Annotated in this window: 26 protein-coding genes and 3 tRNA genes; 15 read left to right on the top strand and 14 right to left on the bottom strand. The window is 58.6% G+C overall.

The features are described from left to right. Positions 1-34 precede the first annotated feature (34 nt). Both AC1Q5O_RS07235 and AC1Q5O_RS07230 read left to right on the top strand, forming a co-directional pair. The gene (locus AC1Q5O_RS07235; protein WP_492562240.1) at positions 35-2,359 is read left to right on the top strand and encodes a fimbria/pilus outer membrane usher protein; all 2,325 of its coding nucleotides are present in this window, start codon (positions 35-37) and stop codon (positions 2,357-2,359) included. Continuing rightward, on the top strand, positions 2,356-3,324 hold the full coding sequence (locus AC1Q5O_RS07230) for a Csu type fimbrial protein (RefSeq protein ID WP_492562239.1): 969 nt from the start codon (positions 2,356-2,358) through the stop codon (positions 3,322-3,324). Before AC1Q5O_RS07235 ends, AC1Q5O_RS07230 begins: the two co-directional genes overlap by 4 nt. 361 nt (positions 3,325-3,685) lie before the next feature. Here the strand turns inward: AC1Q5O_RS07230 and AC1Q5O_RS07225 are convergent, their stop codons facing one another. After that, a complete protein-coding gene (locus AC1Q5O_RS07225) occupies positions 3,686-5,176 on the bottom strand; it encodes an NAD(P)H-hydrate dehydratase (protein WP_492562238.1) in 1,491 nt (496 codons plus the stop codon). Between the two features lie 189 nt (positions 5,177-5,365). Here AC1Q5O_RS07225 and AC1Q5O_RS07220 point away from each other — a divergent pair, with 189 nt between their 5' ends. After that, complete coding sequence (locus AC1Q5O_RS07220; RefSeq protein ID WP_492562237.1) at positions 5,366-5,614, top strand: DUF2171 domain-containing protein; 249 nt, start codon at positions 5,366-5,368, stop codon at positions 5,612-5,614. 33 nt (positions 5,615-5,647) lie between these two features. Here the strand turns inward: AC1Q5O_RS07220 and AC1Q5O_RS07215 are convergent, their stop codons facing one another. Both AC1Q5O_RS07215 and AC1Q5O_RS07210 read right to left on the bottom strand, forming a co-directional pair. Further along, complete coding sequence (locus AC1Q5O_RS07215) at positions 5,648-5,953, bottom strand: DUF6665 family protein (RefSeq protein WP_492562236.1); 306 nt, start codon at positions 5,951-5,953, stop codon at positions 5,648-5,650. Positions 5,954-6,016: 63 nt separating this feature from the next. After that, entirely contained in the window at positions 6,017-6,271 is a 255-nt protein-coding gene (locus AC1Q5O_RS07210; protein WP_464660720.1) for a hypothetical protein, read from the bottom strand. A 198-nt stretch (positions 6,272-6,469) separates the two neighbouring features. On the opposite strand from AC1Q5O_RS07210, the gene bla reads away from it, so the two are divergent. Beyond that, complete coding sequence (gene bla, locus AC1Q5O_RS07205; protein ID WP_492562235.1) at positions 6,470-7,468, top strand: class A beta-lactamase; 999 nt, start codon at positions 6,470-6,472, stop codon at positions 7,466-7,468. Between the two features lie 19 nt (positions 7,469-7,487). Here bla and AC1Q5O_RS07200 read toward each other — a convergent pair whose 3' ends face one another. Then, complete coding sequence (locus AC1Q5O_RS07200; protein WP_472461026.1) at positions 7,488-8,366, bottom strand: LysR substrate-binding domain-containing protein; 879 nt, start codon at positions 8,364-8,366, stop codon at positions 7,488-7,490. A gap of 115 nt (positions 8,367-8,481) precedes the next feature. Here AC1Q5O_RS07200 and AC1Q5O_RS07195 point away from each other — a divergent pair, with 115 nt between their 5' ends. Both AC1Q5O_RS07195 and AC1Q5O_RS07190 read left to right on the top strand, forming a co-directional pair. Continuing rightward, entirely contained in the window at positions 8,482-8,682 is a 201-nt protein-coding gene (locus AC1Q5O_RS07195) for a hypothetical protein (protein WP_492562234.1), read from the top strand. A gap of 118 nt (positions 8,683-8,800) precedes the next feature. Further along, on the top strand, positions 8,801-9,061 hold the full coding sequence (locus AC1Q5O_RS07190; protein WP_223613138.1) for a DUF982 domain-containing protein: 261 nt from the start codon (positions 8,801-8,803) through the stop codon (positions 9,059-9,061). Positions 9,062-9,308: 247 nt separating this feature from the next. Here the strand turns inward: AC1Q5O_RS07190 and AC1Q5O_RS07185 are convergent, their stop codons facing one another. Next, on the bottom strand, positions 9,309-9,926 hold the full coding sequence (locus AC1Q5O_RS07185; RefSeq protein ID WP_492562233.1) for a LysE family transporter: 618 nt from the start codon (positions 9,924-9,926) through the stop codon (positions 9,309-9,311). Between the two features lie 154 nt (positions 9,927-10,080). Then, positions 10,081-10,155, bottom strand: a tRNA-Asn gene (locus AC1Q5O_RS07180). 226 nt (positions 10,156-10,381) lie between these two features. On the opposite strand from AC1Q5O_RS07180, the gene AC1Q5O_RS07175 reads away from it, so the two are divergent. Continuing rightward, a complete protein-coding gene (locus AC1Q5O_RS07175) occupies positions 10,382-10,645 on the top strand; it encodes a hypothetical protein (protein WP_492563102.1) in 264 nt (87 codons plus the stop codon). A gap of 37 nt (positions 10,646-10,682) precedes the next feature. On the opposite strand, the gene AC1Q5O_RS07170 is transcribed toward AC1Q5O_RS07175, so the two are convergent. Continuing rightward, the gene (locus AC1Q5O_RS07170; protein WP_492562232.1) at positions 10,683-11,579 is read right to left on the bottom strand and encodes a LysR family transcriptional regulator; all 897 of its coding nucleotides are present in this window, start codon (positions 11,577-11,579) and stop codon (positions 10,683-10,685) included. A 117-nt stretch (positions 11,580-11,696) separates the two neighbouring features. Between AC1Q5O_RS07170 and AC1Q5O_RS07165 the strand changes: the two genes are divergently transcribed. Further along, the gene (locus AC1Q5O_RS07165; protein ID WP_492562231.1) at positions 11,697-12,446 is read left to right on the top strand and encodes a GNAT family N-acetyltransferase; all 750 of its coding nucleotides are present in this window, start codon (positions 11,697-11,699) and stop codon (positions 12,444-12,446) included. A gap of 190 nt (positions 12,447-12,636) precedes the next feature. Here AC1Q5O_RS07165 and AC1Q5O_RS07160 read toward each other — a convergent pair. Together AC1Q5O_RS07160 and AC1Q5O_RS07155 are read right to left on the bottom strand one after the other, a co-directional pair. Further along, positions 12,637-12,710: transfer RNA gene (locus tag AC1Q5O_RS07160), tRNA-Cys, on the bottom strand. Between the two features lie 178 nt (positions 12,711-12,888). Continuing rightward, positions 12,889-13,434, bottom strand: coding sequence for a hypothetical protein (locus AC1Q5O_RS07155; RefSeq protein WP_492562230.1), 546 nt, complete (start codon positions 13,432-13,434; stop codon positions 12,889-12,891). A 116-nt stretch (positions 13,435-13,550) separates the two neighbouring features. Between AC1Q5O_RS07155 and AC1Q5O_RS07150 the strand changes: the two genes are divergently transcribed. From AC1Q5O_RS07150 to AC1Q5O_RS07135, 4 genes are all read left to right on the top strand, one after another. Next, positions 13,551-13,622, top strand: a tRNA-Gln gene (locus AC1Q5O_RS07150). 8 nt (positions 13,623-13,630) lie between these two features. Beyond that, entirely contained in the window at positions 13,631-14,659 is a 1,029-nt protein-coding gene (locus AC1Q5O_RS07145) for an Ldh family oxidoreductase (RefSeq protein WP_492562229.1), read from the top strand. A gap of 118 nt (positions 14,660-14,777) precedes the next feature. After that, complete coding sequence (locus tag AC1Q5O_RS07140; protein WP_492562228.1) at positions 14,778-15,158, top strand: ArsR/SmtB family transcription factor; 381 nt, start codon at positions 14,778-14,780, stop codon at positions 15,156-15,158. Then, entirely contained in the window at positions 15,155-15,646 is a 492-nt protein-coding gene (locus AC1Q5O_RS07135) for an SRPBCC family protein (protein WP_492562227.1), read from the top strand. Before AC1Q5O_RS07140 ends, AC1Q5O_RS07135 begins: the two co-directional genes overlap by 4 nt. Positions 15,647-15,755: 109 nt before the next feature. Here AC1Q5O_RS07135 and AC1Q5O_RS07130 read toward each other — a convergent pair whose 3' ends face one another. The 4 genes from AC1Q5O_RS07130 to AC1Q5O_RS07115 form a co-directional block, all read right to left on the bottom strand. Further along, positions 15,756-16,886, bottom strand: a complete 1,131-nt coding sequence (locus AC1Q5O_RS07130; protein WP_492562226.1) for a hypothetical protein — start codon at positions 16,884-16,886, stop codon at positions 15,756-15,758. A gap of 167 nt (positions 16,887-17,053) precedes the next feature. Further along, positions 17,054-17,215, bottom strand: coding sequence for a hypothetical protein (locus AC1Q5O_RS07125; RefSeq protein WP_223613144.1), 162 nt, complete (start codon positions 17,213-17,215; stop codon positions 17,054-17,056). A gap of 217 nt (positions 17,216-17,432) precedes the next feature. Next, positions 17,433-17,870, bottom strand: a complete 438-nt coding sequence (locus tag AC1Q5O_RS07120; protein ID WP_492562225.1) for a hypothetical protein — start codon at positions 17,868-17,870, stop codon at positions 17,433-17,435. A gap of 43 nt (positions 17,871-17,913) precedes the next feature. Continuing rightward, positions 17,914-18,465, bottom strand: coding sequence for a GGDEF domain-containing protein (locus tag AC1Q5O_RS07115; RefSeq protein WP_223613146.1), 552 nt, complete (start codon positions 18,463-18,465; stop codon positions 17,914-17,916). Positions 18,466-19,037: 572 nt separating this feature from the next. On the opposite strand from AC1Q5O_RS07115, the gene AC1Q5O_RS07110 reads away from it, so the two are divergent. The 3 genes from AC1Q5O_RS07110 to AC1Q5O_RS07100 all read left to right on the top strand — a co-directional run bounded on the left by AC1Q5O_RS07110 (position 19,038) and on the right by AC1Q5O_RS07100 (position 22,296). After that, positions 19,038-19,712, top strand: a complete 675-nt coding sequence (locus AC1Q5O_RS07110) for a protein-L-isoaspartate O-methyltransferase family protein (RefSeq protein ID WP_464663267.1) — start codon at positions 19,038-19,040, stop codon at positions 19,710-19,712. 160 nt (positions 19,713-19,872) lie between these two features. Then, on the top strand, positions 19,873-21,252 hold the full coding sequence (locus AC1Q5O_RS07105) for a TolC family outer membrane protein (protein WP_492562224.1): 1,380 nt from the start codon (positions 19,873-19,875) through the stop codon (positions 21,250-21,252). A 216-nt stretch (positions 21,253-21,468) separates the two neighbouring features. After that, entirely contained in the window at positions 21,469-22,296 is an 828-nt protein-coding gene (locus AC1Q5O_RS07100; RefSeq protein WP_492562223.1) for a PopZ family protein, read from the top strand. A gap of 14 nt (positions 22,297-22,310) precedes the next feature. Here the strand turns inward: AC1Q5O_RS07100 and AC1Q5O_RS07095 are convergent, their stop codons facing one another. Beyond that, on the bottom strand, positions 22,311-22,652 hold the full coding sequence (locus AC1Q5O_RS07095) for a hypothetical protein (RefSeq protein ID WP_223613150.1): 342 nt from the start codon (positions 22,650-22,652) through the stop codon (positions 22,311-22,313). Positions 22,653-22,793: the final 141 nt, after the last annotated feature.

The raw sequence follows: 22,793 nt of genomic DNA, 5'->3' as shown, positions 1-22,793 counted from the left end.
CTCTGGACGGGCACAGGAAACCAATGCTCAAGACGTGGAGCAGACCGCGCCACAGCCCGGTATCTCCCAGGATCTCTATCTCGAGGTCTTCATCAATGATGAGCCGACCGGTTTGGTCGGCGCCTTCCACCAGCTGGAGGATGGAGGCCTCGCGGTAAGCCCGCAGGAACTGACGGATGTGGGGCTGAAGCCGGTGGCCAAAGCGAAGGCCGCGGATGGCTCGATCCGGGTTGATCGCCTGCCGAATGTCCAGTATCGCGTCGATGCGGAAAATCAGCGGCTTTACATCACCACCGACGACAATGCGCGCGCGGCCAAAGTGGTTGATCTCAATCCAAAATCCGACGAGGACCGTCCCAAGCCGCAATCCAGTTACGGTGCAGTCCTGAATTACTCGCTCTTTGCCAGCAGCGACAATCTGTTCAAGGGCAATGCAAAGCCGTTTCAGGGCATTTCCGGCGGTTTCGATGCCCGCTTTTTCAGCCCGTTCGGCACGCTGACGCAATCCTTCACATCAAGTGCGAGCGACACGGATTTTCAGGGGTTCAAGCGCCTCAACACGACCTACACCTACTCCGATGCGGAGCGGCTGATCACCTACCGGGCGGGTGATTTCATTTCCGGCGGTCTGCAGTGGACGCGGCCGGTCTATCTGGGCGGCCTGCAGGTGCAGCGCAATTTCCATCTGCGTTCGGATCTGGTCACCATCCCGATACCGGTCATATCCGGGTCTGCCGCGGTTCCCTCGACGCTCGAGGTCTACACCCAGAACGTCAAGACCTATAGCGGTACGGTACCGTCGGGTCCGTTTCAGGTGACGAATTTTCCGGTGTTTACCGGCGCGGGACAGGCACAGGTGGTGGTACGCGATACACTAGGCCGCGAGACAAAGACCACCTTGCCGTTCTATTCATCCAATTTGCTGCTGCAGAGGGGACTCCTGGATTTTTCTGCCGAAGCGGGCTTTCCGCGGCGGAATTTCGGTACGGAATCCGATGATTATGTCGGCGACGCGATGGGGTTTGCCACGGCCCGCTACGGTGTTACCGACTGGCTGACGCTGGAAGGGCATTTTGAAGGCGGTGTCGATCTGCTGAATGGCGGCATCGGCATGGCGTTTCCCATCGGCGGCTATGGTGTCAGTTCGCTGGCTGTTGCCGGCAGCAGTCATGCCGGTGACACGGGCTTTCTTGTCAACGGCTCGGTGGAACTCAGCTATCACAGCTATACGGTTTTCGCCCGGATGCAGCAGGCTTTCGGCAATTATGACGATGTCGCCTCGGTTTCTGCCGATACGCGGCAACTGGCGGTTTTCGATCCGGCGGGCGTTGCGATTTTCAGCCCGCGTGTACCGCGCTCGCTGGCCCAGGTGACCGTGTCGGGGCCGGGTCCGTTCGACCGTTCCAATCTCAATCTGTCCTTCACGCAGATTGAATCGGCCAATGGCGATCGGAACCGCATCGTCGGAGCCTCCTATACCCAGTCGATTTTCAAGAACAGTTCATTCTATGCGACGGCCTTTACCGATCTGGAAAACAGCGACAGTTTTGGCGTCTTTGCCGGACTGACGATCCCCTTCGACAACAACATCACGGTTTCAACCGGCGTCGAGCAGACTGCGGATGGTGTCTCCGGCGTTGTCGATGTCGCCAAATCGGAGCAGCTTGAAGAGGGCAGCTACGGCTGGCGGCTGAGGACCCGGGAAGGCAACAATCCTGACCGGTTGGCCTCCGCGAGCTATCGCGGACGCTATGCACGGGTACAGGGGGATGTCGAACAATTCGATGGCAATACCCGCGCGAGCGTCCAGATTGACGGTGCACTTGCCGCGGCAGCCGGCGGCATATTCGCCACCAACCGCATCAACGATGCCTTTGCCGTGGTCGATGTCGGCGCACCGGATGTCGAGGTTCTGTCGGAAAACCGGCCGGTGGGCAAGACCAATCGCAGCGGCAAAATCCTGGTGCCGGACCTGAATTCCTACGAGCCCAACACGGTTGCCATCGACCCCAAAAATCTGCCGGTCGATGCCAGCATCGGATCGACACGCAACATCATTGTGCCCGCCGACCGCAGCGGCGTTGTGGTGGATTTCCATGTCAGCAAGACATCGGCTTCGGCCGTCGTTGATCTGGTCGATAGCGGCGGCAAGCCGCTGGAGGCGGGGCTGCGCGGGCATCTGGACGGTTCACCGGATGAATTTGTCATCGGTTATGACGGTGAAGCCTTCATCGACAAGCTGCGGGCCCGGAACAGCATCAGCATCGATCTTCTGGACGGACGCAGTTGCAAGGCGCAGTTCTCCTACCGGCCGCAGCCGGGAACGCAGGTGAAGCTAGGCAAGGTGGTGTGCTCATGAGAAACTGGCTGGTCTGCTTCATCTGGCTTGTCGGATCTGCGCTGTTGCCAGGCACCGCTTGGGGGCAAACCTGCTCCTTCTCTGTTCCCAGCATGGTTTTTGCCGGAAGCACCATTCCGGGAAGTGCAATCAACAGCATGACATCCGTGACGGCGAATTGCTCTGGCCTGCTTGCGCTTGGCCAGAAAGTGCTGATTTGCCCGAACCTCAATGAAGGCAGCGGCGGTGCAACAGCCAGCGCACGCATCATGGTGAATGGCGCGAATTCGCTCAATTACCAGCTGTATCAGGATGCCGCCCGCTCCATCGTCTGGGGCTCGGCAACCTGGCCCTATGCGGCGCGGCCGCCCGGATTTCTTGTCGCCTTCACGACGATTCTCGGCCCCATACTTGGCAGCGGCTCGACAACGATCACGCTGTACGGGCAGGTGCTGGCCAATCAGGCAACGGCGCCGGCCGGACCCTACACCTCAACCTTCACCGGAGCGAACGCGACGTTCAATTACCGTTATGATGATGGCAACGGCTGCACCACGGCTGCGGGCGCAACAGCGTCTCCTCCAGCCTTCACGGTGCAGATTACGCTTGCCAATGACTGCGCAGTGACGGCGCAGAATATCGACTTTGGTCCCAATGGATTGTTGAATGCGAATATCGATCAGACTGGCCAGGTGCGCGTAACCTGTACGCCAACAGTGCCGTACTCGGTTTCGCTCAGCCTCGGCAACACGGGAACAAGCCCAACGGCCCGCAAGATGGTCAATGGCGCGCAATCGATCACCTATGGTCTCTACCAGGATTCAAATCGAACTGTGCCATGGGGAAATACAATACCGACCAATACAGTTGCGCGCACCGGCGATGGAACAGCGCAGGGTATCACTGTCTATGGCCGGGTCCCGCCACAAGCCACGCCGTCGCCGGGTGTTTACAGCGACACGATCATTGTGACGGTCACGTATTAGATCGCAGCCATAGCAGTATTTGATGGGATCGCGGAAAAGAAAAAGAGTTCTGAAAAGCAAAAGGCCGGGAGCTACCCGACCTTCCTAAACTTGCCTCAACACCAGTGCCAGTACATCCGTGGTCAAAAATGGAAACAAGCTATTCGCTACACGAGAAGCAATACCCTGACATTGCGACAGAATAATGACGCCCGTAAATTAAGGAAGCGCGTACGCAGTACAAAATCGCGCTTGAACTCAAGGTGCCCCATCAAGGTAAAGACAGGGTTAATTCAAATCGGAAATTTAAAAAACCTGGCGAGCGGTCCGCGTGCCGTTAACGCAAGCGCTCAATAGTGTCTCATGCGCAGGCGGCTTGCCATCAGATGCGATGCAATCTTTCGATCACTTTTGCGGCAGCTGCGGGAAGATCCTCGGCGATCAGGCCGAAACCAAGGTCGTTGGCTGCCGCCGCGTGGACATGGACCGCCGCGCAAGCTGCCTCGAAAGGCGGCATGCCTTGTGCCATCAGGCCCGCCGTTATGCCGGAAAGAACGTCACCCGATCCGGCGGTTGCCAAAAGAGGGGTGCCATTGCTGTTGATCACGGCCCGGCCGTCCGGCGCAGCAATCACCGTATCGGCACCCTTGTAGATGATGACCGCATGGGCCTGCCTGGCGGCGGCGCGGGCGCGTTCGAGCTTTGATGGTGTATTCCCGTCGCCGATCCCGGGGAACAGCCTCCTGAACTCTCCTTCATGCGGCGTCAGCACAAGCCGGGTGTCCGGGGTGCCACGCGCCGAGGCGAAAAGCGCAGCGCTGTTGTCTTCGAATGAGGTGATCGCGTCGGCATCCAATACCAGATGGAGCTCCTCCTTGAGCAGCAGGAGCGCAATGTCCCGTGCGCGGGCGCCTATGCCAAAGCCGGGGCCGAGCACCACGGCCGAAGGTTTGCGTTTGCTCAGGAATGCCCGCAGCTCGCGGTCGGTTTCGCAGCGGCTCAGCATGATCGACGTCAGATGTGCCGCATTGACGGCAAGGGATTCCGCCGGAGAGAGCAGGGTAACGGCACCCGCGCCACTGCGCGCGGCTGCCAGCGCGGAAAGCCGGGACGCGCCTGTCGCCGTCGCCCCCCCGGAAAACACGGCGACGTGGCCGCGCGTGTATTTGTGCGTTTCCACGCCGGGCGAGGGCAGCAGCGCGCGCCAATAGCCCGGTGTATTCTCGAAACAGGCGGGTTTGATCATCGACAAAACGTCGTCACGGATCCCGATATCGGCGACGACAATCCGGCCGCACAGGCCGCGTCCCGGATAAAGCAGATGGGCCGGTTTCTTGCGAAAGAATGTGATGGTGCAATCGGCCTCGAATACCGCGCCAAGTGCCACGCCCGTCGCCCCGTCAAGGCCGGAAGGCACATCGATGGCGATGCGCGTGACCGCAGCCGCATTGCTCCGCTCAACGGCGGCGGCGGCCTTGCCGGCCAAGGGCTTGTTCAATCCTGCCCCGAACAGTGCGTCGATGACGACGCTGCCGGCCCCGGGTTTGAAGCCCGAAAGTGCGGCCGGTTCGATGCTGCAATCGCGCCGGGCGATTGCAGCGTCGGAATGGGCGCGCGGCTTGTCGTCACTCCACACGTGAACATTGCCGCCGCTTTCAGCCAGAAGGCTGGCAACGACATAGCCGTCGCCGCCATTGTTGCCCGGACCGCACAGAACGTGAAAGGCCGGTGCATCGCCGTGGTGGTCCAGTACGTGGCGCGCGACGGCATAACCCGCCCGCAGCATCAGCCCGTATCCGGCGATCGATCCCCCGGCGATGGTCAACCGGTCGGCCTCGCCCATTTCCGCCGGGGTGAGAATTTCATCAGTCATGTCGAACAATGCTTTCCCGATATGCGCTTTTCCGCGAAATGGTAGGGGCCCGCCGGGCGGGACACAAGCGGCAATTCCCGTGCTTGCCGGGATACGGTGACAGGCGGGGCGCCGATCGACAATTCTTGTCCACCGATGCATCCAAAGCCTGTTTCATGCGTTTCTGCTTGGCAAACATTGGAGAAGATCATGCCTGCAACACGCATCAAGGAACATATGGAAGTCATCGGCGCCGATGGTGTTCATGTCGGAACAGTCGATCACGTGGACGGTGCCCGTATCAAGCTGACGAAAAGGGACAGCGGTGAGGGCTCTCATAGGGGCCATCATCATTATATCTCGACAGCGCTCGTTGCCGAGGTCGAGGGCAACAAGGTGCGGCTGTCGGCAAATGCCGATGTGGCCGTCATGTTTGAGGAAGAATCCTCAGGCAAGTAGGAAACAGGCCGTTTCCGGCGATGTTTTCAGGGATCAGCTCGCGCCGAGCCGTATCAGCACGGCGCGCGGAATATTGTAATCCACGATAGCCGCATCGTGATTCCTCAAGCCGCACAGTTCGCGCTGGATAAAGTAGGCGTGAACGGCCCGTGCCGCTGCCCTTAACCGCATATCCCGTTCCGGCATGGCGGCAGCGGCCAGTTGTGCCAATGTCTGTTCGACTTTCTCACCGGCCCGACCCAGCGATGCCGCCATTTCACCCATGATTTCATAATCAAGGGCGCTGGGCGCACTGCCCCCAAAATGGGATGTCAGGTTTTGCGGCGGGCGAAGCGACATGGCAGAACATCAGGTTTGTTTGCATATCCCGGAATTTCAGCACAGGAAGCCGGTGCAAACAAGTCATTCGACGGTCTTTGCTGACCGCAGCAGATACTTGCCTTGGCTATAGGCGGCGATCCCGGCGGAAGCAGTCACGCCGACAAGGATGTCATAAAAGGTCTGGGGTATGCTTGCTGGCTGCAACCACGTGAAAATGAGCCAGCTGATCCAGAACGGATCGATGCGCAGATAATCATGGCCCACCCATATCCACATGGCCGCCGCGACAAGACAGGCACCCAACGCCACCAGACCATATCCCAACACTGCCCGCATGCTGTTCCCCGACGCCGCCGCTGTTGATGTTAAGCGCGCCACTGCTGGTCGTGCAAGGATGATCCTTGTCTTATCGGTAAGGTGGCAGCAACGCTGGTGTAATCTTCATTCGGTATGGAGGAAGCATGCATGGCCTTTCCAAAGGAGCGTTTTGGGCACTATCCTTTTGTGAAGAGCGCCCAACAGGGATATCTGATTATGAAATCAGTTGGTTTTCTCGTCGCCGTTGTCGGTCTATTCGGTATCGCGGCCGTTTCGCATGCGGGTGCGATTGCCGATCCGGTGGCACTCAAGCAACGCCTGGAAGCGCTGGTCAAGGGCAAGGATGGGCGTGTCGGCATTTGCGCGCAGGACCAGAGCGGCACGATGGTCTGTATCCGGGGCGAGGAGCGATTCTCATTGCAAAGCGTCGTCAAGCTGATCGTGGGAGCTGCAGTTCTCGACGCTGCGGATCGGGGGCTTGCAGACCTCAAGGCACCGATTGTTGTCAAACCGGAAAACCTGAGCTTATCCGTACAGCCCCTCGCCAAGATCGTGGAAAGGGAGGGCGTCTTTCAAACCAATGCCGACGACCTTGTCCGCCGCGCCATTGTCGACAGCGACAGTGCGGCGGTGGATATCCTGATCGAACGGCTTGGCGGTCCGGCCAAGGTCGATCAGTTTGCCGAGGGAAAGGGCATATTGGGCATCCGGATTGACCGCGACGAACGGCATCTGCAGACCGAAACCGTCGGCCTGCGCTGGAAGCCGGATTATGTGGATGCGAAAGTGCTGCAAAAGGCCATGAAGGCTGTTCCCGAGGCCGAGCGGGATGCGGCATTCGAGGCTTATCAGAAAGATCCGCGCGACACGGCAACGCCGCGGGCGATGACCGCGTTTCTTGCCGCTCTGATGAATGGCAAACTCCTCGCCGCGGGATCGACACAGCGGCTTCTGGCCATCATGGGCGAAACGGTGACATTTCCAGACCGGTTGCGCGCCGGCACGGGCGCGGGATGGTCCGTTGCCCACAAGACCGGTACGAGCCGGACATGGAAAGGCGTCAATGCCGCAACGAACGATGTGGGGATTTTGACCGCGCCCGATGGCGGAAAAATCGCAGTCGCCGTGTTTGTCGCCGATTCCCGCGAAACGCCGACGCAGCGCTCCGCCATCATCGCCGGTGCGGCACAGGCCGTGACGGAAGCCTACCACTGACGCATGGTAGAAACCGAGATCAGGCGCCCGCCTGTTCCAGTATCCAGTCGCGGAACAGGCGCAGTTTCGGCGAAAGCTGCCGGCCTTCGGGATAAACGAGATGATAGTCCCATCCGGTCGAGGCGCAGGTGTCGAACAGTTGAACAAGCCTGCCTGAATCGATTTCCGTCTGGAATATCCCCACTGAAACCAGCGCAACGCCGCCACCCGAAAGCGCGAGATTGGCGATGATCTGCTGCGTATCGATCCCGAAGCCGGGTTTGGTCATGACCAACGGCCCTTCCACGCCCGCCTGGCGGAACCAGACCTGCCACCAGTCGTCGTCCGGCGTGATCAGGTGGTAGTTGAGCAGATCGGCAGGCTTTTGCGGACGGCCGTATTTTTCAAGGTATGCGGGGCTGGCAAGCGGCGTGAAGCCGCCGGGAAGCAGCAGATGCGACTTCAGGCCGGGCCAATGCCCGATACCCATCCGCACCCCGCAGTCGATCCCTTCGGCGGCAAAATCCACCAGACGCGACGTGATGTCGAACCGCACGGAAATATCGGGAAACCGGGTCTGGAAGTCGACAATGCGCGGGGTCAGCCAGTTGCTGGCAAAGGTGTGTATGACAGAGACGACCAGGACGGAGTTTTGTTCTTCGCGGATCGCGCGGAACGTTTCGCCGAGTTCAGCCAGAGACCGGCGGATGACCGGTGCGACCAGTTCGCCCTTGCCGGTCAATGAGACCCCGCGGGCATGCCGGTGAAACAACGGCGCGCCGGCAAATTCCTCCAGCAGTTTGATCTGATAGCTCACCGCCGACTGGGTCATGTTCAGTTCCTCCGCGGCCTTGGTGAAGTTTTGCAAACGGGCAACGGAGTCGAAAACGCGGATGGCTGGCAGCGGCAGGGAGGACATGATTTATCCATTAAATGGTTTGATGGCTCACACCGTATTTTACGTTTGTTCTCCTATAAATAAACAATTATTTATCCAGACATAGAAATGAGATTGATGACTTTAGGAGTCTGAAATGACCGAAGTGCGATATCTGGGCCTGAACCTGTCACGCGTGCCGCCCGAACGGAAGAAGCAGGAAGCCGGACCCGTCGGCCGGCTGGCCGACCTTAACGAACATCTGCTTTGCGATGTCGATCTGAGCCCCGCCATGCGCGCACGGCTGAAGCAGCCGGACAGGGACCACCGCTGGCTGGATTTCCGCCAGCCCGTCTAGCCCGCCGGGATTGCCCGCACATGGTCGTTATCGGGCCCCGCGAATGCTGCTCCATCGCAATTTTGCCACAGGCGCTTTTCAGATTGGAACCAGTCTGAATGATCGGCGTTTCTAGGCCATGAAAGATGCTCAGTTCAAACCGGTGACTGTCGAGTCACTTCATTCCTTCAAGCTGCGGAACATCGGTTCGGTCGCGGAAGCGGCTGAGTTTTTGTCCCGCGACTGGCCGGGAGAGCGGGGAAGAATTTACCTGCTCGCCCGGATGGCCTGCAATGAGGCGATGGAAGGCCATGCTTCGCCTGCCATGGCCCGTTCGGTTTTCGTCCAGGCAACCATGGACGCCGATATCTATGTGGAGAACACCACCTGGGTGCGCTAGCCCGGGGGTTTTCCGGATTGCCGCCGTCAGCGCACGGAGCAGAATGCATGCAGTATTGTTTCAGTCAAATCGCGGAAACAGGAAGCAGGCCAGCCACGTGGCAATGACGCATAAAGTGGTGATTGCAAAAACAGACATGATGTCATCTCCAAGCCGTGTGACTAACATGGAGATTTCGAACTTTCAATTCAACTAAAGTACAGAAGTTCAGCTCAATGTCTTTGCTTCACCGCCGGCCGTGCTCCGCTCAGCGGTCGGACAGGGCCAGCTTCAGGCCGAAGCCAATGAAGATTGCCCCGGCAAAGGCATCGATCGCGCGCCGTGCCCGTTGATAAGCACCCGCGACCGTGCGGTGGCTGAGCGCTGCAACCAGGCCCGCATACCAGATGGCCGATATGGTCACCATCACCACGACGGCCGCTGCACCGTGGGTCCATGGCGTGTCCGGCGCCATGGTGGCGGCAAACAGGCTGGCGACAAACAACGCTGATTTCGGATTGGCAAGGTTCGTGGCAAGCCCGAGGCGCCACGCACCCAGCGGTGTCAGCCTGACCTTGCTCGCGGGGATGGTCATGTCGCCCGCCGGCTGGCGCAACTGCCACAGCAGCCGCAGGCCCAGCCAGAGGAGATAGATGCCGCCCGCGATCTTCAGGCCCATATAGGCAATCGGGGCGGCCATGAACAATGACCCGACGCCAAGCCAGCCGGCAAGGCCCCAGCACAGGGTTCCCGTGAGGGTGCCTGCCGCCGCCGAGATGGCGATCTTGCGCGAACCGGTGAGGGTGCAACGCACGATCAGGAAGAAATTCGGCCCCGGAGTCAGCGCAGCAATGGTCCAGATGGCGGCAACGGTGAGCAGGAACATGATGTCTCCACGGGGATGTTTGGCTTGGCTATTCATAGCACCGATTGGCTTCCGGCCGTAAGAGCATTGGCAGTGCTGGCGCACGATGACCACAGGCGGGAAGGCAGAAAAGCAAAAGGCTCAGCAGCGTCAGCTGCTAAGCCTTTGAGGTGACTGGCTCCCCGGGCCGGATTCGAACCAGCGACCAACCGGTTAACAGCCGGTTGCTCTACCACTGAGCTACCGGGGAAGAGCTACTCAGTCATCAGCGAAGTGGCCTATAGCAAAAGGGTTTCGCTTTTGCAAAGGACCATTTCGTTTTTTTTCATCTAATGTGCACAACAAATGATGACATGCCGCTTTTGCGTTCCTACATCCGGGGTCTGTTGAACACGGAAAGGACGAGCAACCGCGTGACCGAACGCCCCGAAAACGCCAGTAATCATGGGCCTAATGCTGCCCACGAGCATTCCGCCATGCCAAAGCGCCGGCATATGCGCATCTTTGGCCGCCATGTGCCCATTCCACAATCGGTGGCAATGCGTCGCACGCTCGGCGGCGCGCTCATTGCCGGGGGAACACTCGGTTTTCTGCCGATTCTGGGTTTTTGGATGATTCCGCTGGGACTTGTGGTGCTGTCGCATGATTCTGCGCTGGTCCGGCGCAAACGCCGGCAGCTGGAAGTGAAGTTCGGCCGCCGCTGGAAAGGCAGCCGGGCCGCGGCGAACGGTAAGGCCTGATTCGCACGGAACCGGCATGCCCTTGCAATGCTGTCCCTTAGAGGCGCCGGCGCGTCCCGGCTTCGGTGATGGCGGCGATCAATGCGCGCAGGCCGCGTGTGACCGTCTTGTCCTGGCGAATGATCAGCGCGAGTTCCCGGTGCAGGTGCGGCATCAGCGGGCGCACGGTAAAAGGCCGCCGCTGTTCCGGGTCACGCACCGACATGGCGGGCAAGATGGCCCATCCCAGCCCCGCGCGCACCAGTTCCTTGATGGCCTCGACGCTGCCCAGCGACATGACCGGCTGCAGGCTTACACCACTTTGTTCGAACCAGCGGTCGATGATCCGCCGGGTATTGCCTGACGGTTCAAACAGAATCAGCGGATTCTTCGACAGTTCCGCCGCCGTCACCTCCGGCGGCATGACCGCGCCGGCGGGGGCGACGGCAACGAATTCGTCGCGCAGGATCGATTTTATTTCCAGCATCCGGCCGGAAGCGGGCATCGTCACCAGCGCAATGTCGAGCACATTGTCTTCCACTGCCTTGACCATGTCCGGCGTGTTGCCGGTGCTGACGGTGATATCCAGCGACGGAAACCCTTGCCGCAGGCTGCGCAGGAGCGGCGGGAGCAGATAGATGCAGGCCGTGGCGCCGGTTCCCAGCCGCACCCGCCCGATGGTCTCGGTCGTGTATCTGGCCATGGCATCCAGGGCGCCCGAAACCTCCCTGTTGATTCGCCCCGCATGGGCAAGAAGTTCGGTACCGGCGGCGGTGGGGGTGGCTTTGCGGCCGATTCGTTCGATCAGGCGGACGCCAAGCCGCTTTTCCAGCTGGCGCACCTGCAGGCTCACGGCCGGCTGGCTGATGTTCAGCCGGTCGGCGGCGGCGGAAAAACTGCCGAGCTCGATGACTTCGACGAAGGTGGCCAGTTGATCGAGGCTGAGGGAAGACACAAAGCTTTCCTTATAGTTCGTATAGGCGTTCAAAGCTTCTTTTATATCTCCTGTGATGCAGAATGCCACCGGGTTCCTTGGCAAACACGGGCAAAAACCAGGCGCGGGAGACAGCGTGTGAGCATTCGAGCAGGCAGAATCCGCACATTGTTGCATCAGGTGGACTGCTATCTCACCGCCGCGCCGCAATCGCGCCACCATCAGCTTGAGGCGCTGCGGGAGCTCGAACCCCACTTATTGCGGGATATCGGCCTGACGCCGACCGATGTCCGGCGCGAAAAACCGGAGAAACATTCATTGGATAATCAATTGCTTGCAGAAAATACCTCGCCTCTTGATTCCGCCTCCGTGCAGGTGCGCACTGCGGAAGACCGCGATATGAACCCGATACAGGCGATCTATGCCTATCACGTGCTCAATGGCATCGCTTCCTTTGAACTGGAGGTGCCTGCGGTGGACGAGATGGCGACGCGCAGGGCGGGCGTGCTCGCTGCGGGGCTGCCGTATCTGGTGGCCGTGGCGAACGGACGCGTCGTGGGGTACTGCTATGCAACGCTCTACCGGCCACGCCCTGCCTACCGATTCACGGTGGAGGATTCGGTTTATATCGCCAACGGCATGGCCGGCCGCGGGATAGGGTCGCTGCTGCTCGGCGAGCTGATCCGGCGGTGCGAGGCGGGCGATTGGCGGCAGATGGTGGCCGTCATCGGCAACAGCGGCAATACGGGGTCGCTGAAGCTGCACCAGCGGCTTGGTTTCGAGCCGGTCGGCACGCTGCGCTCCGCCGGCTTCAAGTTCGGCCAGTGGGTCGATACGGTGCTGATACAAAGGCCGCTGGGGCAGGGCGACGCGACTTTCCCGGCTTAGAAGGGGCGTTGTCGATGCGGGTGCCGATGAACCGTATTGGGGCTTGATCGAACTTGCTTATGCCCGATACGCCTGTCCCACCAGCGCACCGCCGCACCTGTGCACGGCAAATTTCCAGTCGGATCACGCAACCGGCCGTGCGCCATCCGCTGACGCATTGACGTCGGGATATGCAGTTTGAAGGATAATTTGGAGGCCTCGCCCGGAATCGAACCGGGGTGCAAGGATTTGCAGTCCTCTGCGTAACCACTCCGCCACGAGGCCTCGTCACTGGAGACAATACACAAGACACAAGACACAAGCCTGTGAATCTCCGGTGCCGTTGTCTATGAGACGAAGTCAGCGGCGTCAAGTCATTCCAGACAAAATCCTTCCGCTACCGCCATATGGCCGCGATCAGCCAAAACGGCAATGCTGTCGCCGCATGCCCGGCCACGCCAGATCAATCGCTATTGGTATGGGGGCGGTTCAGCCTTTCGAGAGTGGTCTTGAATGGTACGGAAAAGGATAAGTGTTCTATAGTGGTGTCTGGCCGATAGAACGCACCGACCTGTACGCCACCCTTGAACCAGTAATCCCAATCGATTTCGTCGTCGTCCTGTTCCGTGTGATACGGAACTCCGAATTCGCGCAGTGCATCGGAACGGTTGCGAAGGGGACCGCGGGTGAAGGGAACAGGGCCATTATAGGCCTTTCGATCCTTCTTGGCTTTGTCATAGGCAAAGACACCCGACAGAACCGCCTTTCCTTCATCCTCTGGTGTTCCATAGGTCTCTTTGTAATCGGTGTGAAATTGGAAGGCGAGTTCGATGCCGAGGGGCTTGAGTTCAAGATGCCCGACACCATGCCCACGCTGCACGCGGCCCTGCATCTGGGCAACATCAAACCCGGCAGATAAGAGAAGACTGGAGAGCCCAGCGCTTTGCTCGGTATGTCCAAGAAACGGCAAAATTTCACTCACGTTCATCGCGTCAAGGGTTCCTGCCATCTGTTCCCCCGACTGGATCACAGATTATGGTCAAGTTCAATTATACATGCGCTCAGAACACAGCGCTTTGACTGCTTTACAGGTAAGGGTTCACACAGTACCAATCGGTCATAATCCCGCCTCGTCTAATGGCAGGACACCGCCCTTTGAAGGCGGGAATCGTGGCTCGAGCCCATGAGCGCGAACCATCATATGGGTGGATTTCAAGCCGGTAATTCGAATCCAGCGGAGAGGAAGCCAATTGGAAATAACGATTGACGATGCGAAAGCGCTTGCCCGGCGGGCCTGTATTTCCGTAGGGGCAAGCAGTGCAAACGCAAATGCACTTGCAGATGCAACCGTTGCCGCTGAATGCAACGGACGCAGCGCCGTGGGGTTTCGGCATCTTCTGGATTATCTGGCCGCATATTCGGAGGGGCGCATCAACGGCAATGCCGAACCAGAGGTTGCATTTCCAGCACCTGCACTTATTCGCGTTGATGCCGCGGGGGGAATAGCGCATCTTGGATTTGATCTTGTGATCGATGAATTGGTCACGCGGTCGCGTACATTTGGGCTCGCGGCGCTCGCCCTGCACAACAGCTATACAACAGGTGAGCTGGGATATTATGTCAGGCGTCTTGCGGATGCCGGATTGGTCGCATTCGCGGCAGCGAACAGTCCTGCCCTGATGGCATCGGGAAAGAGCCGTGAGGCCGTGTTTGGCACCAATCCCCTTGCTTTTGCCGCGCCAAGCGAGGATTCGCGTCCGCTGGTGATTGATCAAGCTTCCAGCGCCACAGCTTTCGTCACCATAAGGCAACTTGCCGAACAGGGAGAACAGATACCTGAGGGATGGGCTATAGACGCCGAAGGCAGTTCCACGACAGATGCCGGTGAAGCGATGCGGGGCGCACTCCTTGCCTTTGGCGGCACGCGAGGTGCGAATATTGCACTGATGGTTGAAACGCTTGCCGCAGGATTGACTGGTTCCAATTGGTCTCTTGATGCACCATCCTTTTCGCAAGGCGCTCTTTCGCCAGGGGTAGGGTTGTTTGTTTTTGCCATACAACCCAATTTGCTTGCTCCAGATTTCCCGGCACGTCTTGCCGCCCAGCTGGACCGGCTGCACAGCAAAGGCATTCATATTCCGGGTCGCGCGCCTGTCCTGCCATCGATTGATCTGCCGGTTGATCTGCTCAACGCTTTGGAGGCCTTTAGCCTTCGTTCGCTCGCCCGGGATTGAATGCCTGCGGAAACGGTCCGCTGTCGTCGGGCAATACTAAGGGATTGACCTAAGTTTTGATCCGACCTATAACCCGTTTCCATTCAGATGGACACGGGTGCTTTCAAAGGAGGGGGCCATGATACCACAGACCAGCGGCGGCATGCCGCCACGCCAGCCCATGCCCGATCCGACTGTCGTGGATCATATTTTCCGCGCGCTGTCCGACGCGACGCGGCGCGATGTACTCGAACGGCTCACCGTCCGCCCCGCTTCGGTATCCGAGCTCGCAGCGCCGTACGGCATGGCGCTGCCGTCCTTCGTCGAGCACCTGAAAGTGCTGGAGGGAAGTGGCCTGGTACGGTCACACAAGACCGGACGCGTCCGGACCTACGAACTCGAGGCGGAACGGCTCAAGCTTGCGGAAGACTGGCTTGGGCGCCAGCGCGTGCTGTGGAAACGCCGCCTCGATCAACTGGACAGTTATCTCATGAAACTCAAGGAGGAAGAATCCAAATGAAGCTACCCGACATCACGATCAATCCCAAACTCGATCTCGTGCTTGAACGTGATCTCGACGTTCCCGTGGAGCTTGTATGGCGCGCCTGGACAACACCGGAGCACCTGCGCCAGTGGTTCGCGCCAAAACCATGGTCAATCACCGCTTGCGACATCGACCTGCGGCCTGGCGGGACGGTCAATTTCACCATGCGTTCGCCCGATGGCCAGGAGTATCCGAACACCCATTGCTATCTCGAAGTGAAGCCGCACGAGCGCCTGGTCATCACCGACGCGCTGATCGGCGGTTACCGGCCGTCAGCCAATCCGTTTTTCACAGCCACACTCGACCTTGCGCGCAACGGAAACGGCACGCTCTATCGTGCGATCGCCCTTCATGGCGACGAATCCAACCGCAAGAAGCATGAAGAGATGGGTTTTCACGAGGGCTGGGGCACCGTGGTCAGCCAGATGGTCGATTACATCAAGACCGGACGCATGCATTCCTGAGGAACGCTTGACCCTATCGGCGTTCAATGTGTCCGGCACGCTGCCGGTTGCATTGAACGCCGGAAGTGGGCCAGACACAGGACACGGCTAGTCCGGTATGTCGGTTGGACTAGAAATCCCGTGCTTCATCGAACCAGGCCAGGGCTTCCTCGGAGGTCGTCAACGCGGGACTGATCTGTGCCAGCATCGCGACAGCATCACCGGCGTCGTCGCGTTCGCTGGTCTCAATTCCGGCAAGGCCGTTGATCACGTCAACGAAACCGACAATCACGGTCCTTGCCTCGGCCTTCGTCGCTGCGGTCTTCAAGGCCTTGCTGGCTGCCTTGTAGGCTTTGCTGGCGGCCTTTTCATTCTTGCTGCTCCAGGCGCCGAACGGCAGTCCATGCTCTTCGATGAACCACTGCTTGCTGCGCAGCTGGCTGACGCTGAAAAAGTTGTCTTCGCTGTCCGGCAGCTGTTTGACCGCCTTGCGCAAAGTCTTGCCAACGCTCTCCTCGACATTCCAGGCGATAAAGTAGCTCAATTCAGGCCAAACACTGAGATCAGGCAGGCCATCAAGATCAGAGATGAAGCGCAGCTCCAGCCCGTTCAACTGCAGTTCTGCCAGAGCGTGGAGATGCGCCATGGCCCCATAGAGGCGTATATGGGTGAGATGGTGCAGTGCCTGGAGGCTGCGGCAATCAAAAGGGGCGCCGAGAACAGTGTTGCGGATGCCAAGGGAGCGGACCGAAGCAAGGTATGGCAGGCCAGCGGCACTCGTCAGAGTGCCGCTGTCGTCATCCGCAAGGTACATATCCGGCCATTGGCCATCGATGGGCAGGCTCAGATCAACCAGATTGGGATTGCCCATGATTGCGAGACGCTGCAGTTTTCGTGGCAGCGTCATGGTGATGCGGTGCCTTCCGGGCCTGAGGGTCAAGCCGCCGAGATTGGCGTCGCTGGCGTCAATCTCCAGATTGCTGCTGGGAGCAAAAGTAACCTCCTCGGTCTTACGTTCGCGCATCCAGGTGAACAAGGAAGTGTTGCTGCCTTCATAGGAGATATAGCGCGGCCAGTTATCGCCTGCACCCGTCCGCATTGCATCAAAGACGTGCCAATTGATCATCTGATCCGGTTCGACGACGAGGTCTGGCCGCCGCAAGGCACCGGATGGACCGACCGAAAGGCTGCCCGCGCCGGGGGCAAGCACCAGTTTGTGACTGTCAGAACCAGTGAGGGAGAGTGTAACGGTGTCCGGCATGTCAAACCCCTGATGCGCGAATGGCCTAAGATCTCGGTGCGATGATAGGTGCCCTGAGGCCGCGCGTACAGAGACGAGACCGTTTATGATGCAATGACAGGGCGGCGCAAAGCAAAACCCGCACGGCCGTTGCGGTGGACCATGCGGGTTCGAATCAACAGGCGGGGTTATTGAGGGAAGGCGCCGGGAACCAGATCTGCGGGGCGGCTGGACGCAGCGATCGGTTGGGATTCGCTTGCGGATTTGTTCTTGGCCAAAGCCTCGCGAAGCAGCTGCCATTCGCGCTCGTGGCGCTGGTAGACTTCCTGTGGAACGGTCTTGATCGTCATTCTCTCATGCTCCGAATTGAATTGCCGGACGTGATAACGATCCAAATAGGCAAGAGTTCCGCAGTTCAAATCAACAATTGCGACGGTCTATTACAAAATTAGCGGAGATGACGGAGATTTTAATTTCAATTTTCAACAAGTGATGTGATGCCATTTGCACTCCACTGCAAAATGGTCAGTAAAATCGATTTAAAGTATTGTTACTGCTCCGCTTATTTCAGTTTTTATCATCTGATGAGAGCGCATTGCGGATATTTTCAGCCTCTGAATCTTTGAACGCGGGGAATATATCATTGCCGATCAGGCTGTGGATTTCGCGCAGATACGGGCGCGCCGTCGCGGTCTGGCCGAGGGCGAGATAAGACCGCGCGATGGAAAGCGATGCCAGCGGTTGTCCGTGGCCGAGGCACCATTGACGGGCAACTTCGGATGTTGCGATGCTTTCGTCATATTGATCGACGTCGAAGAGCGCGGCGCCATAGCCGCTTTTGATCCAGAAGTTGATATCTGTCCCTTGCAGGTGCTCGTCCGCGATGCGCGAAGCCTTTTCCCAGTGTTTGACCGCGTGCAGATGGTCGCCGGCTGCGCCGAGACGAATGCCTTCATTGGCCTGATCGAAAGCTTCCCGTTCCCTCGGGTGCATGGAGTGGGTCATCGCTGGAGCACCCCTATGAAAGCTGCCGGGCCGGTGCGCACAACTAACTGGAGCGGCGTTCGGAATAGCGGCGATAGACGCCTCTGCCGGCGTTCTTGGCGATGTAGAGCGCCGCATCGCCACACCAGAGCAGGCTCTCCGGCGTCTGTCCGTCACGCGGGGCCAGAGCCGCGCCGATCGTTGCGGTTATCCGGATCGGTGCATCGCCACCCAAATCATAGGGCTGCGAGATCGATCCGATGATCCGGTCGGCAACGCGGGCAGTTTCTTCAGACGTTACCTGGACCAGCACAATTGCAAACTCGTCGCCACCAAGACGATACACAACATCGTTCTTGCGCAGACAGGACTGAAGCCGGTCAGCAACCAGTTTTAGAAGATTATCGCCTTCGCTGCGGCCATGTTGTTCATTGATGATCTTGAAGTTGTCAATATCGATGCAGAGAATGGCAAATTCAATGCGGTCAACGAAGTCACTTTCGCCGTACGATGCGCAAAGACTATCAAGATGTTCTTCGAGCGCATCCCTGTCGGCCAGTCCGGTGAGTTCGTCGTGACTGACGGGGAAATCGCCTAGTCCTTTGAAATCAATCATTTACGCATAATTCCTATCGCCGCTTACCGATTCCTTCTGCCTGCTTGTGACAATGGCAGGTGCTTGCTGTCAGTTCAATAACAGAATTGGGTGCATGCGTGAGCGGAAAACAATGGCAAGGTAAATAAAAGGGACTTTACTTTCGCTACTTTACCACGAATTTTCGATCAATTCGACACCTCTTTCTTGCGCTGCAACAGAACACCCGCTTTCAATGCCGCGCGGGGCCAATCCTGCGGTTGCCGGGCCTTCTGCCGGGGTATCCGTTGTTGCGAATCTCATGTCTGCCACGGTGAAAGAATCGCCTGATTACAGGCTGTTGCCGGTGATTTGCCCGTGAAAAAATGCGACAAGAGTTGCACAAAGATTACGCTGCGCGAGAAAGATGCGATATTTGCATGCAAATGGCCCGTGTGTTGCCTCGCCACGGCAGACATTGATTGACGGTGGCTTAATTTTTTGCCACATCCTGTCCTAAATTATTGCTTCTGCTGAAATCATCCGGCAGGAGCCAGTTACGCGCTTGCAAGCGCTCTGTGTTGCAAGTGCCTTGCCAGGAAAGCTTGTGGACCATGACGCTGAACTTTGAAGATCTTCGCATCAAGATGGTCGACAATCAGTTGCGTACGACTGATGTGACCGACAAACCGTTGCTTCAGGCCTTCCTCGATGTTCCCCGCGAAAAATTCGTGCCAAGCGTCCGTCAGCCACTCGCCTATATCGACGAGGATGTTCTGGTGTTGGGTGCAACCGCGGAATCGGGTGCGCGTTACCTGATGCAGCCTTCGCCTTTCGCCAAGCTTGTGCAGTTGGCCAATGTCCAGCCCGAGGATGTGGTTCTCGATGTCGGTTGCGCCACCGGATACTCGGCCGGGGTGCTTTCGCGCATCGCCGGATCGGTGATCGCGATTGAAAACGACCAGACTCTTGCCGAGCAGGCGACTGCCACATTGGGGCAGCTTGGTTATGATAATGTGGTGGTGGTTAGCACGCCGCTGCAAAAAGGGTATGCTGCGGAAGCGCCCTATGATGTGATTCTGTTTGAGGGTGGCATTGATCATGTTCCTGGTCCATTGTTTGACCAGCTGAAGGATGGGGGACGCCTCGTTGCCGTTGAAGGCGCGGGCAATTCCGGTCAGGCCATGATTTATGTCAAGAATGACGGGGTAGTATCGGGCCGTCCTGCTTTCAACTCTGCCGTGAAGCCGCTTCCCGGTTTTGAGAGGGTGCCTGAGTTCGAATTTTGAGTGTCGCACATGAGACAAAAGTGCAACGGTTGACCACTTTGTTCGCATATCGAAAAATGTGCCGGTGGGTCATCTTGCAAATTGAAAGCGAATGAACGACATGTGGTCGAACCAATCGGTTCGGTCTGGGGTTTCCAAGTTTTAGAGAATGAAGGGGTTTATGGTGTTCATACCGGGTAAGCGAGTACTCACCGCAGCACTGCTGTCGGCGACGGTCTTGACCTCTGCGCCTTCAATGGCAGAAACGATCTTTGGCGCGATGTCCAAGGCGTATGACAACAATTCGACCCTCAATGCTGATCGCGCCGGTGTGCGGGTGACGGATGAGGGCGTTGCGATCGCCAAATCCGGCTATCGCCCGACAGTTTCGGCGACTGCCGGTTTGACGGCTTCTTCACGCCGGATTGATGGGGGCAGCACCAGCAACTCGAATGTCGGTACATTCGGCATCTCCCTCAATCAGACGCTGTTTGACGGTTTCCAGACCAAGAACAACGTCGCGTCGGCCAAGACCCAGGTTCTGGCCGCCCGTGAAAACCTGCGCAACAACACACAGAATCTGCTGTTCAGCGCTGCACAGGCCTACATGGATGTGTATATGTTCCGGCAGATCGTGGTTCTGCGTCAGAAGAACCTGGAATTCCTTGACGAGCAGCTGCGCGCTGCCCGTGCGCGTTTCGATGTCGGTGAAGGCACCCGCACGGACGTTGCCCAGGCCGAAGCACAGAAGGCCTCGGCAGTGGCCACGTTGAACGTCGCCCGTTCAGACGTCAAAACCGCTGAAGCCACCTATATCCAGATTGTCGGTGCAGCGCCGACAGGGCTGAAGCCTGCGAGCATTGCCTCAAAGCACCTGCCGAAATCGATGGACTCGGCCTTTGCCATTGCAGCAAAGGATCATCCGGGAATTCTCGCAACGCAGTACGCGCTTGACGCTGCGGGCTATTCGGTGAAGTCGAATGAAGGCGCCTTGCTGCCGCAGATCGGCCTGAGCGGCGGTGTGACCCGCACGGATGTGTTTTCGGGCAATGACTCGTCGCAGAACGACGGAACGGCAGCATCGGCCGGCATTACGCTGACCATTCCGATCTACAGCGGCGGCCGTACGCCGGCGCTTGTCCGTCAGGCCAAGGAAACCGCCGCGCAGCGCCGGATCGAGGTGGATGTGACCCGCGACAGCGTGCGTCAGGCGATTGCCAAGGCATGGTCGCAGCTGGAAGCCGCCAAGGCATCCATTGTTGCGCAGAAAGCCGTGATCTCGGCCGCCCAGCTCGCCTTAAACGGCGTTATCGAGGAACGCAAGGTTGGTCAGCGCACCACGCTCGATGTCTTGAACCAGCAGGCTCAGGTTTTGTCCGGGCAGATTGCCTTGGCTCAGGCTGAACATGACAGTGTTGTCACAAGCTACGCCGTTCTGCTTGCAGTCGGCCGCCTGCTGCCGGAACAGATCGGCCTGCAGGTCGCCCAGTACAAGCCGGAAGAGCATTACGACGCCGTCAAGGACAAGTGGTTCGGATTGCGCACGCCGGACGGCCGCTAGGCCCCGAACCTGTTGTTGGAACTATTTCCATGCCGCCGGTGTCATCACGCCGGCGGCATTTTCACGAGCGGATGGCCGGTTGCGTGCCGTTCCAGAAAAGTCTGTGGGTTAGGCCGTATTCTCCGCCGCAGGGATTCTCAAAGACAATGTAAGCCTCTACACTGAATGCAGATTCGTTGCTCGGCAGCGAAACAAGATGTAGTAGGCGAGAGTATCATGGCACAATCCTCCAGCGTGGCGCGTGAACCTTCTATGGAAGAGATTCTCGCCTCGATCCGTCGTATCATTGAAGAGAGTGATACAACACGGACAGAGGCTGGTGTGCCGATGCCGGTCAATTCCGATGTTCCCGTTCCCGCCGGCGCAATCCAGGCGCCGCTTCACGCCTATGATGCAAGCGAGGAGGAGGCGGAACTGCCGCCGCGCGAAGGCATTGCCGTTTCGCATCCGCTGCCGCACGCCTACGAAGCGCCATTGGGCAGGCCGTTCTCGCCGCTGCAGTCCAAGCTTGTCGAGCGCGAAGCGGTTGTAACGCCGCCGGAGCCTCAGCCGGCGGTATTGAAGGCCCCGGTTGCCCCCGAGCCCGTCATTGACGAACCGGCGGATTATGCCGTGCCGGAGCCCGAGGCTTTTGCAGCGCCTGAACCTATGATTGAAATTCAAACGCCTGTTGTCCCCGTGCCGCCGCAGGTACCGGTTGTCGAACGGGAGGCTCAGGCCGAAGCATTGGATCAGGCGCCGGAAGTCGAACCGGTTGCACCGGCACCTGAAGCATCCGAGGCTGCCATCGGCGACGAGGTTTCGCTCGATCTCGAGCGTGCGCTGGAGCCGATCCTGTCGGAAGCGACGGAACGTCAGGTCAGTGCCGCGTTTGGCGATCTTTCCTTTGCCGTTCAGCATGAGCAGCGCCGGTCCTTCGATGACATCGCGCAGGAAATCATGCGGCCCTTGCTGCAGGACTGGCTCGACAACAATCTTCCCAATCTGGTCGAGCGGCTGGTGCGCGAGGAAATCGAGCGCGTGGCGCGTGGCGCCAAGCGCTGATTTCATTCCAGCGGCTATCTGCCCTGAATCACCTTGAACGCACCCGGCGTAAGGTTGCCATTGCTCACGGAATTGACGTCAGCACGGGTGAGCTTGCCGCTGACAATGCCTTGAACCAGTCGTTTGCACAGGATCGTTGGCATGCTCGAAACGCTCAGTCCTGATATGACGGCTATGTTCTGGCGACTTTTCATCGGCATGTTGCCGAACATATTGGAGCAGTGTCCTATTTCGGCTTTTTGCCTCTCGGGTTTTGCCAGCAGGCCTTGTACTTCCTTATACCGGCCTTCAGATACCCCGCAGCCAGCCAGAATTGTCACAGCAGTGCATGCTGCGATGAGCTTGTAAAATTTCATGCTTTCCCCCTGAACAGTCGGCGATGTGCGACGGTTCATTCGGTAGCGTCCCGATCTTCTAAGTCAAGATTGCATCGTCGACATTCGGCAAGTCATCATTGACTTATGTCCAGCCATTCGGTTTACACCGTAGCTAACCTT

The sequence above is a fragment of the Phyllobacterium sp. MT110 genome (assembly GCF_058792715.1).
This window is presented reverse-complemented; position numbering and strand designations above follow the sequence as displayed.

Coding starts and splice junctions, on each gene's coding strand:
- AC1Q5O_RS07230 (WP_492562239.1), top strand. CDS start 2,356: ATGAGAAACTGGCTGGTCTGCTTCATCTGGCTTGTCGGATCTGCGCTG.
- AC1Q5O_RS07185 (WP_492562233.1), bottom strand. CDS start 9,926: ATGTTCCTGCTCACCGTTGCCGCCATCTGGACCATTGCTGCGCTGACT.
- AC1Q5O_RS07220 (WP_492562237.1), top strand. CDS start 5,366: ATGCCTGCAACACGCATCAAGGAACATATGGAAGTCATCGGCGCCGAT.
- AC1Q5O_RS07105 (WP_492562224.1), top strand. CDS start 19,873: ATGGTGTTCATACCGGGTAAGCGAGTACTCACCGCAGCACTGCTGTCG.
- AC1Q5O_RS07175 (WP_492563102.1), top strand. CDS start 10,382: ATGCCAAAGCGCCGGCATATGCGCATCTTTGGCCGCCATGTGCCCATT.
- AC1Q5O_RS07115 (WP_223613146.1), bottom strand. CDS start 18,465: ATGATTGATTTCAAAGGACTAGGCGATTTCCCCGTCAGTCACGACGAA.
- AC1Q5O_RS07225 (WP_492562238.1), bottom strand. CDS start 5,176: ATGACTGATGAAATTCTCACCCCGGCGGAAATGGGCGAGGCCGACCGG.
- AC1Q5O_RS07195 (WP_492562234.1), top strand. CDS start 8,482: ATGACCGAAGTGCGATATCTGGGCCTGAACCTGTCACGCGTGCCGCCC.
- AC1Q5O_RS07155 (WP_492562230.1), bottom strand. CDS start 13,434: ATGGCAGGAACCCTTGACGCGATGAACGTGAGTGAAATTTTGCCGTTT.
- AC1Q5O_RS07125 (WP_223613144.1), bottom strand. CDS start 17,215: ATGACGATCAAGACCGTTCCACAGGAAGTCTACCAGCGCCACGAGCGC.
- AC1Q5O_RS07200 (WP_472461026.1), bottom strand. CDS start 8,366: ATGTCCTCCCTGCCGCTGCCAGCCATCCGCGTTTTCGACTCCGTTGCC.
- AC1Q5O_RS07135 (WP_492562227.1), top strand. CDS start 15,155: ATGAAGCTACCCGACATCACGATCAATCCCAAACTCGATCTCGTGCTT.
- AC1Q5O_RS07130 (WP_492562226.1), bottom strand. CDS start 16,886: ATGCCGGACACCGTTACACTCTCCCTCACTGGTTCTGACAGTCACAAA.
- AC1Q5O_RS07110 (WP_464663267.1), top strand. CDS start 19,038: ATGACGCTGAACTTTGAAGATCTTCGCATCAAGATGGTCGACAATCAG.
- AC1Q5O_RS07210 (WP_464660720.1), bottom strand. CDS start 6,271: ATGCGGGCAGTGTTGGGATATGGTCTGGTGGCGTTGGGTGCCTGTCTT.
- AC1Q5O_RS07190 (WP_223613138.1), top strand. CDS start 8,801: ATGAAAGATGCTCAGTTCAAACCGGTGACTGTCGAGTCACTTCATTCC.
- bla (WP_492562235.1), top strand. CDS start 6,470: ATGAAATCAGTTGGTTTTCTCGTCGCCGTTGTCGGTCTATTCGGTATC.
- AC1Q5O_RS07120 (WP_492562225.1), bottom strand. CDS start 17,870: ATGACCCACTCCATGCACCCGAGGGAACGGGAAGCTTTCGATCAGGCC.
- AC1Q5O_RS07100 (WP_492562223.1), top strand. CDS start 21,469: ATGGCACAATCCTCCAGCGTGGCGCGTGAACCTTCTATGGAAGAGATT.
- AC1Q5O_RS07215 (WP_492562236.1), bottom strand. CDS start 5,953: ATGTCGCTTCGCCCGCCGCAAAACCTGACATCCCATTTTGGGGGCAGT.
- AC1Q5O_RS07095 (WP_223613150.1), bottom strand. CDS start 22,652: ATGAAATTTTACAAGCTCATCGCAGCATGCACTGCTGTGACAATTCTG.
- AC1Q5O_RS07140 (WP_492562228.1), top strand. CDS start 14,778: ATGATACCACAGACCAGCGGCGGCATGCCGCCACGCCAGCCCATGCCC.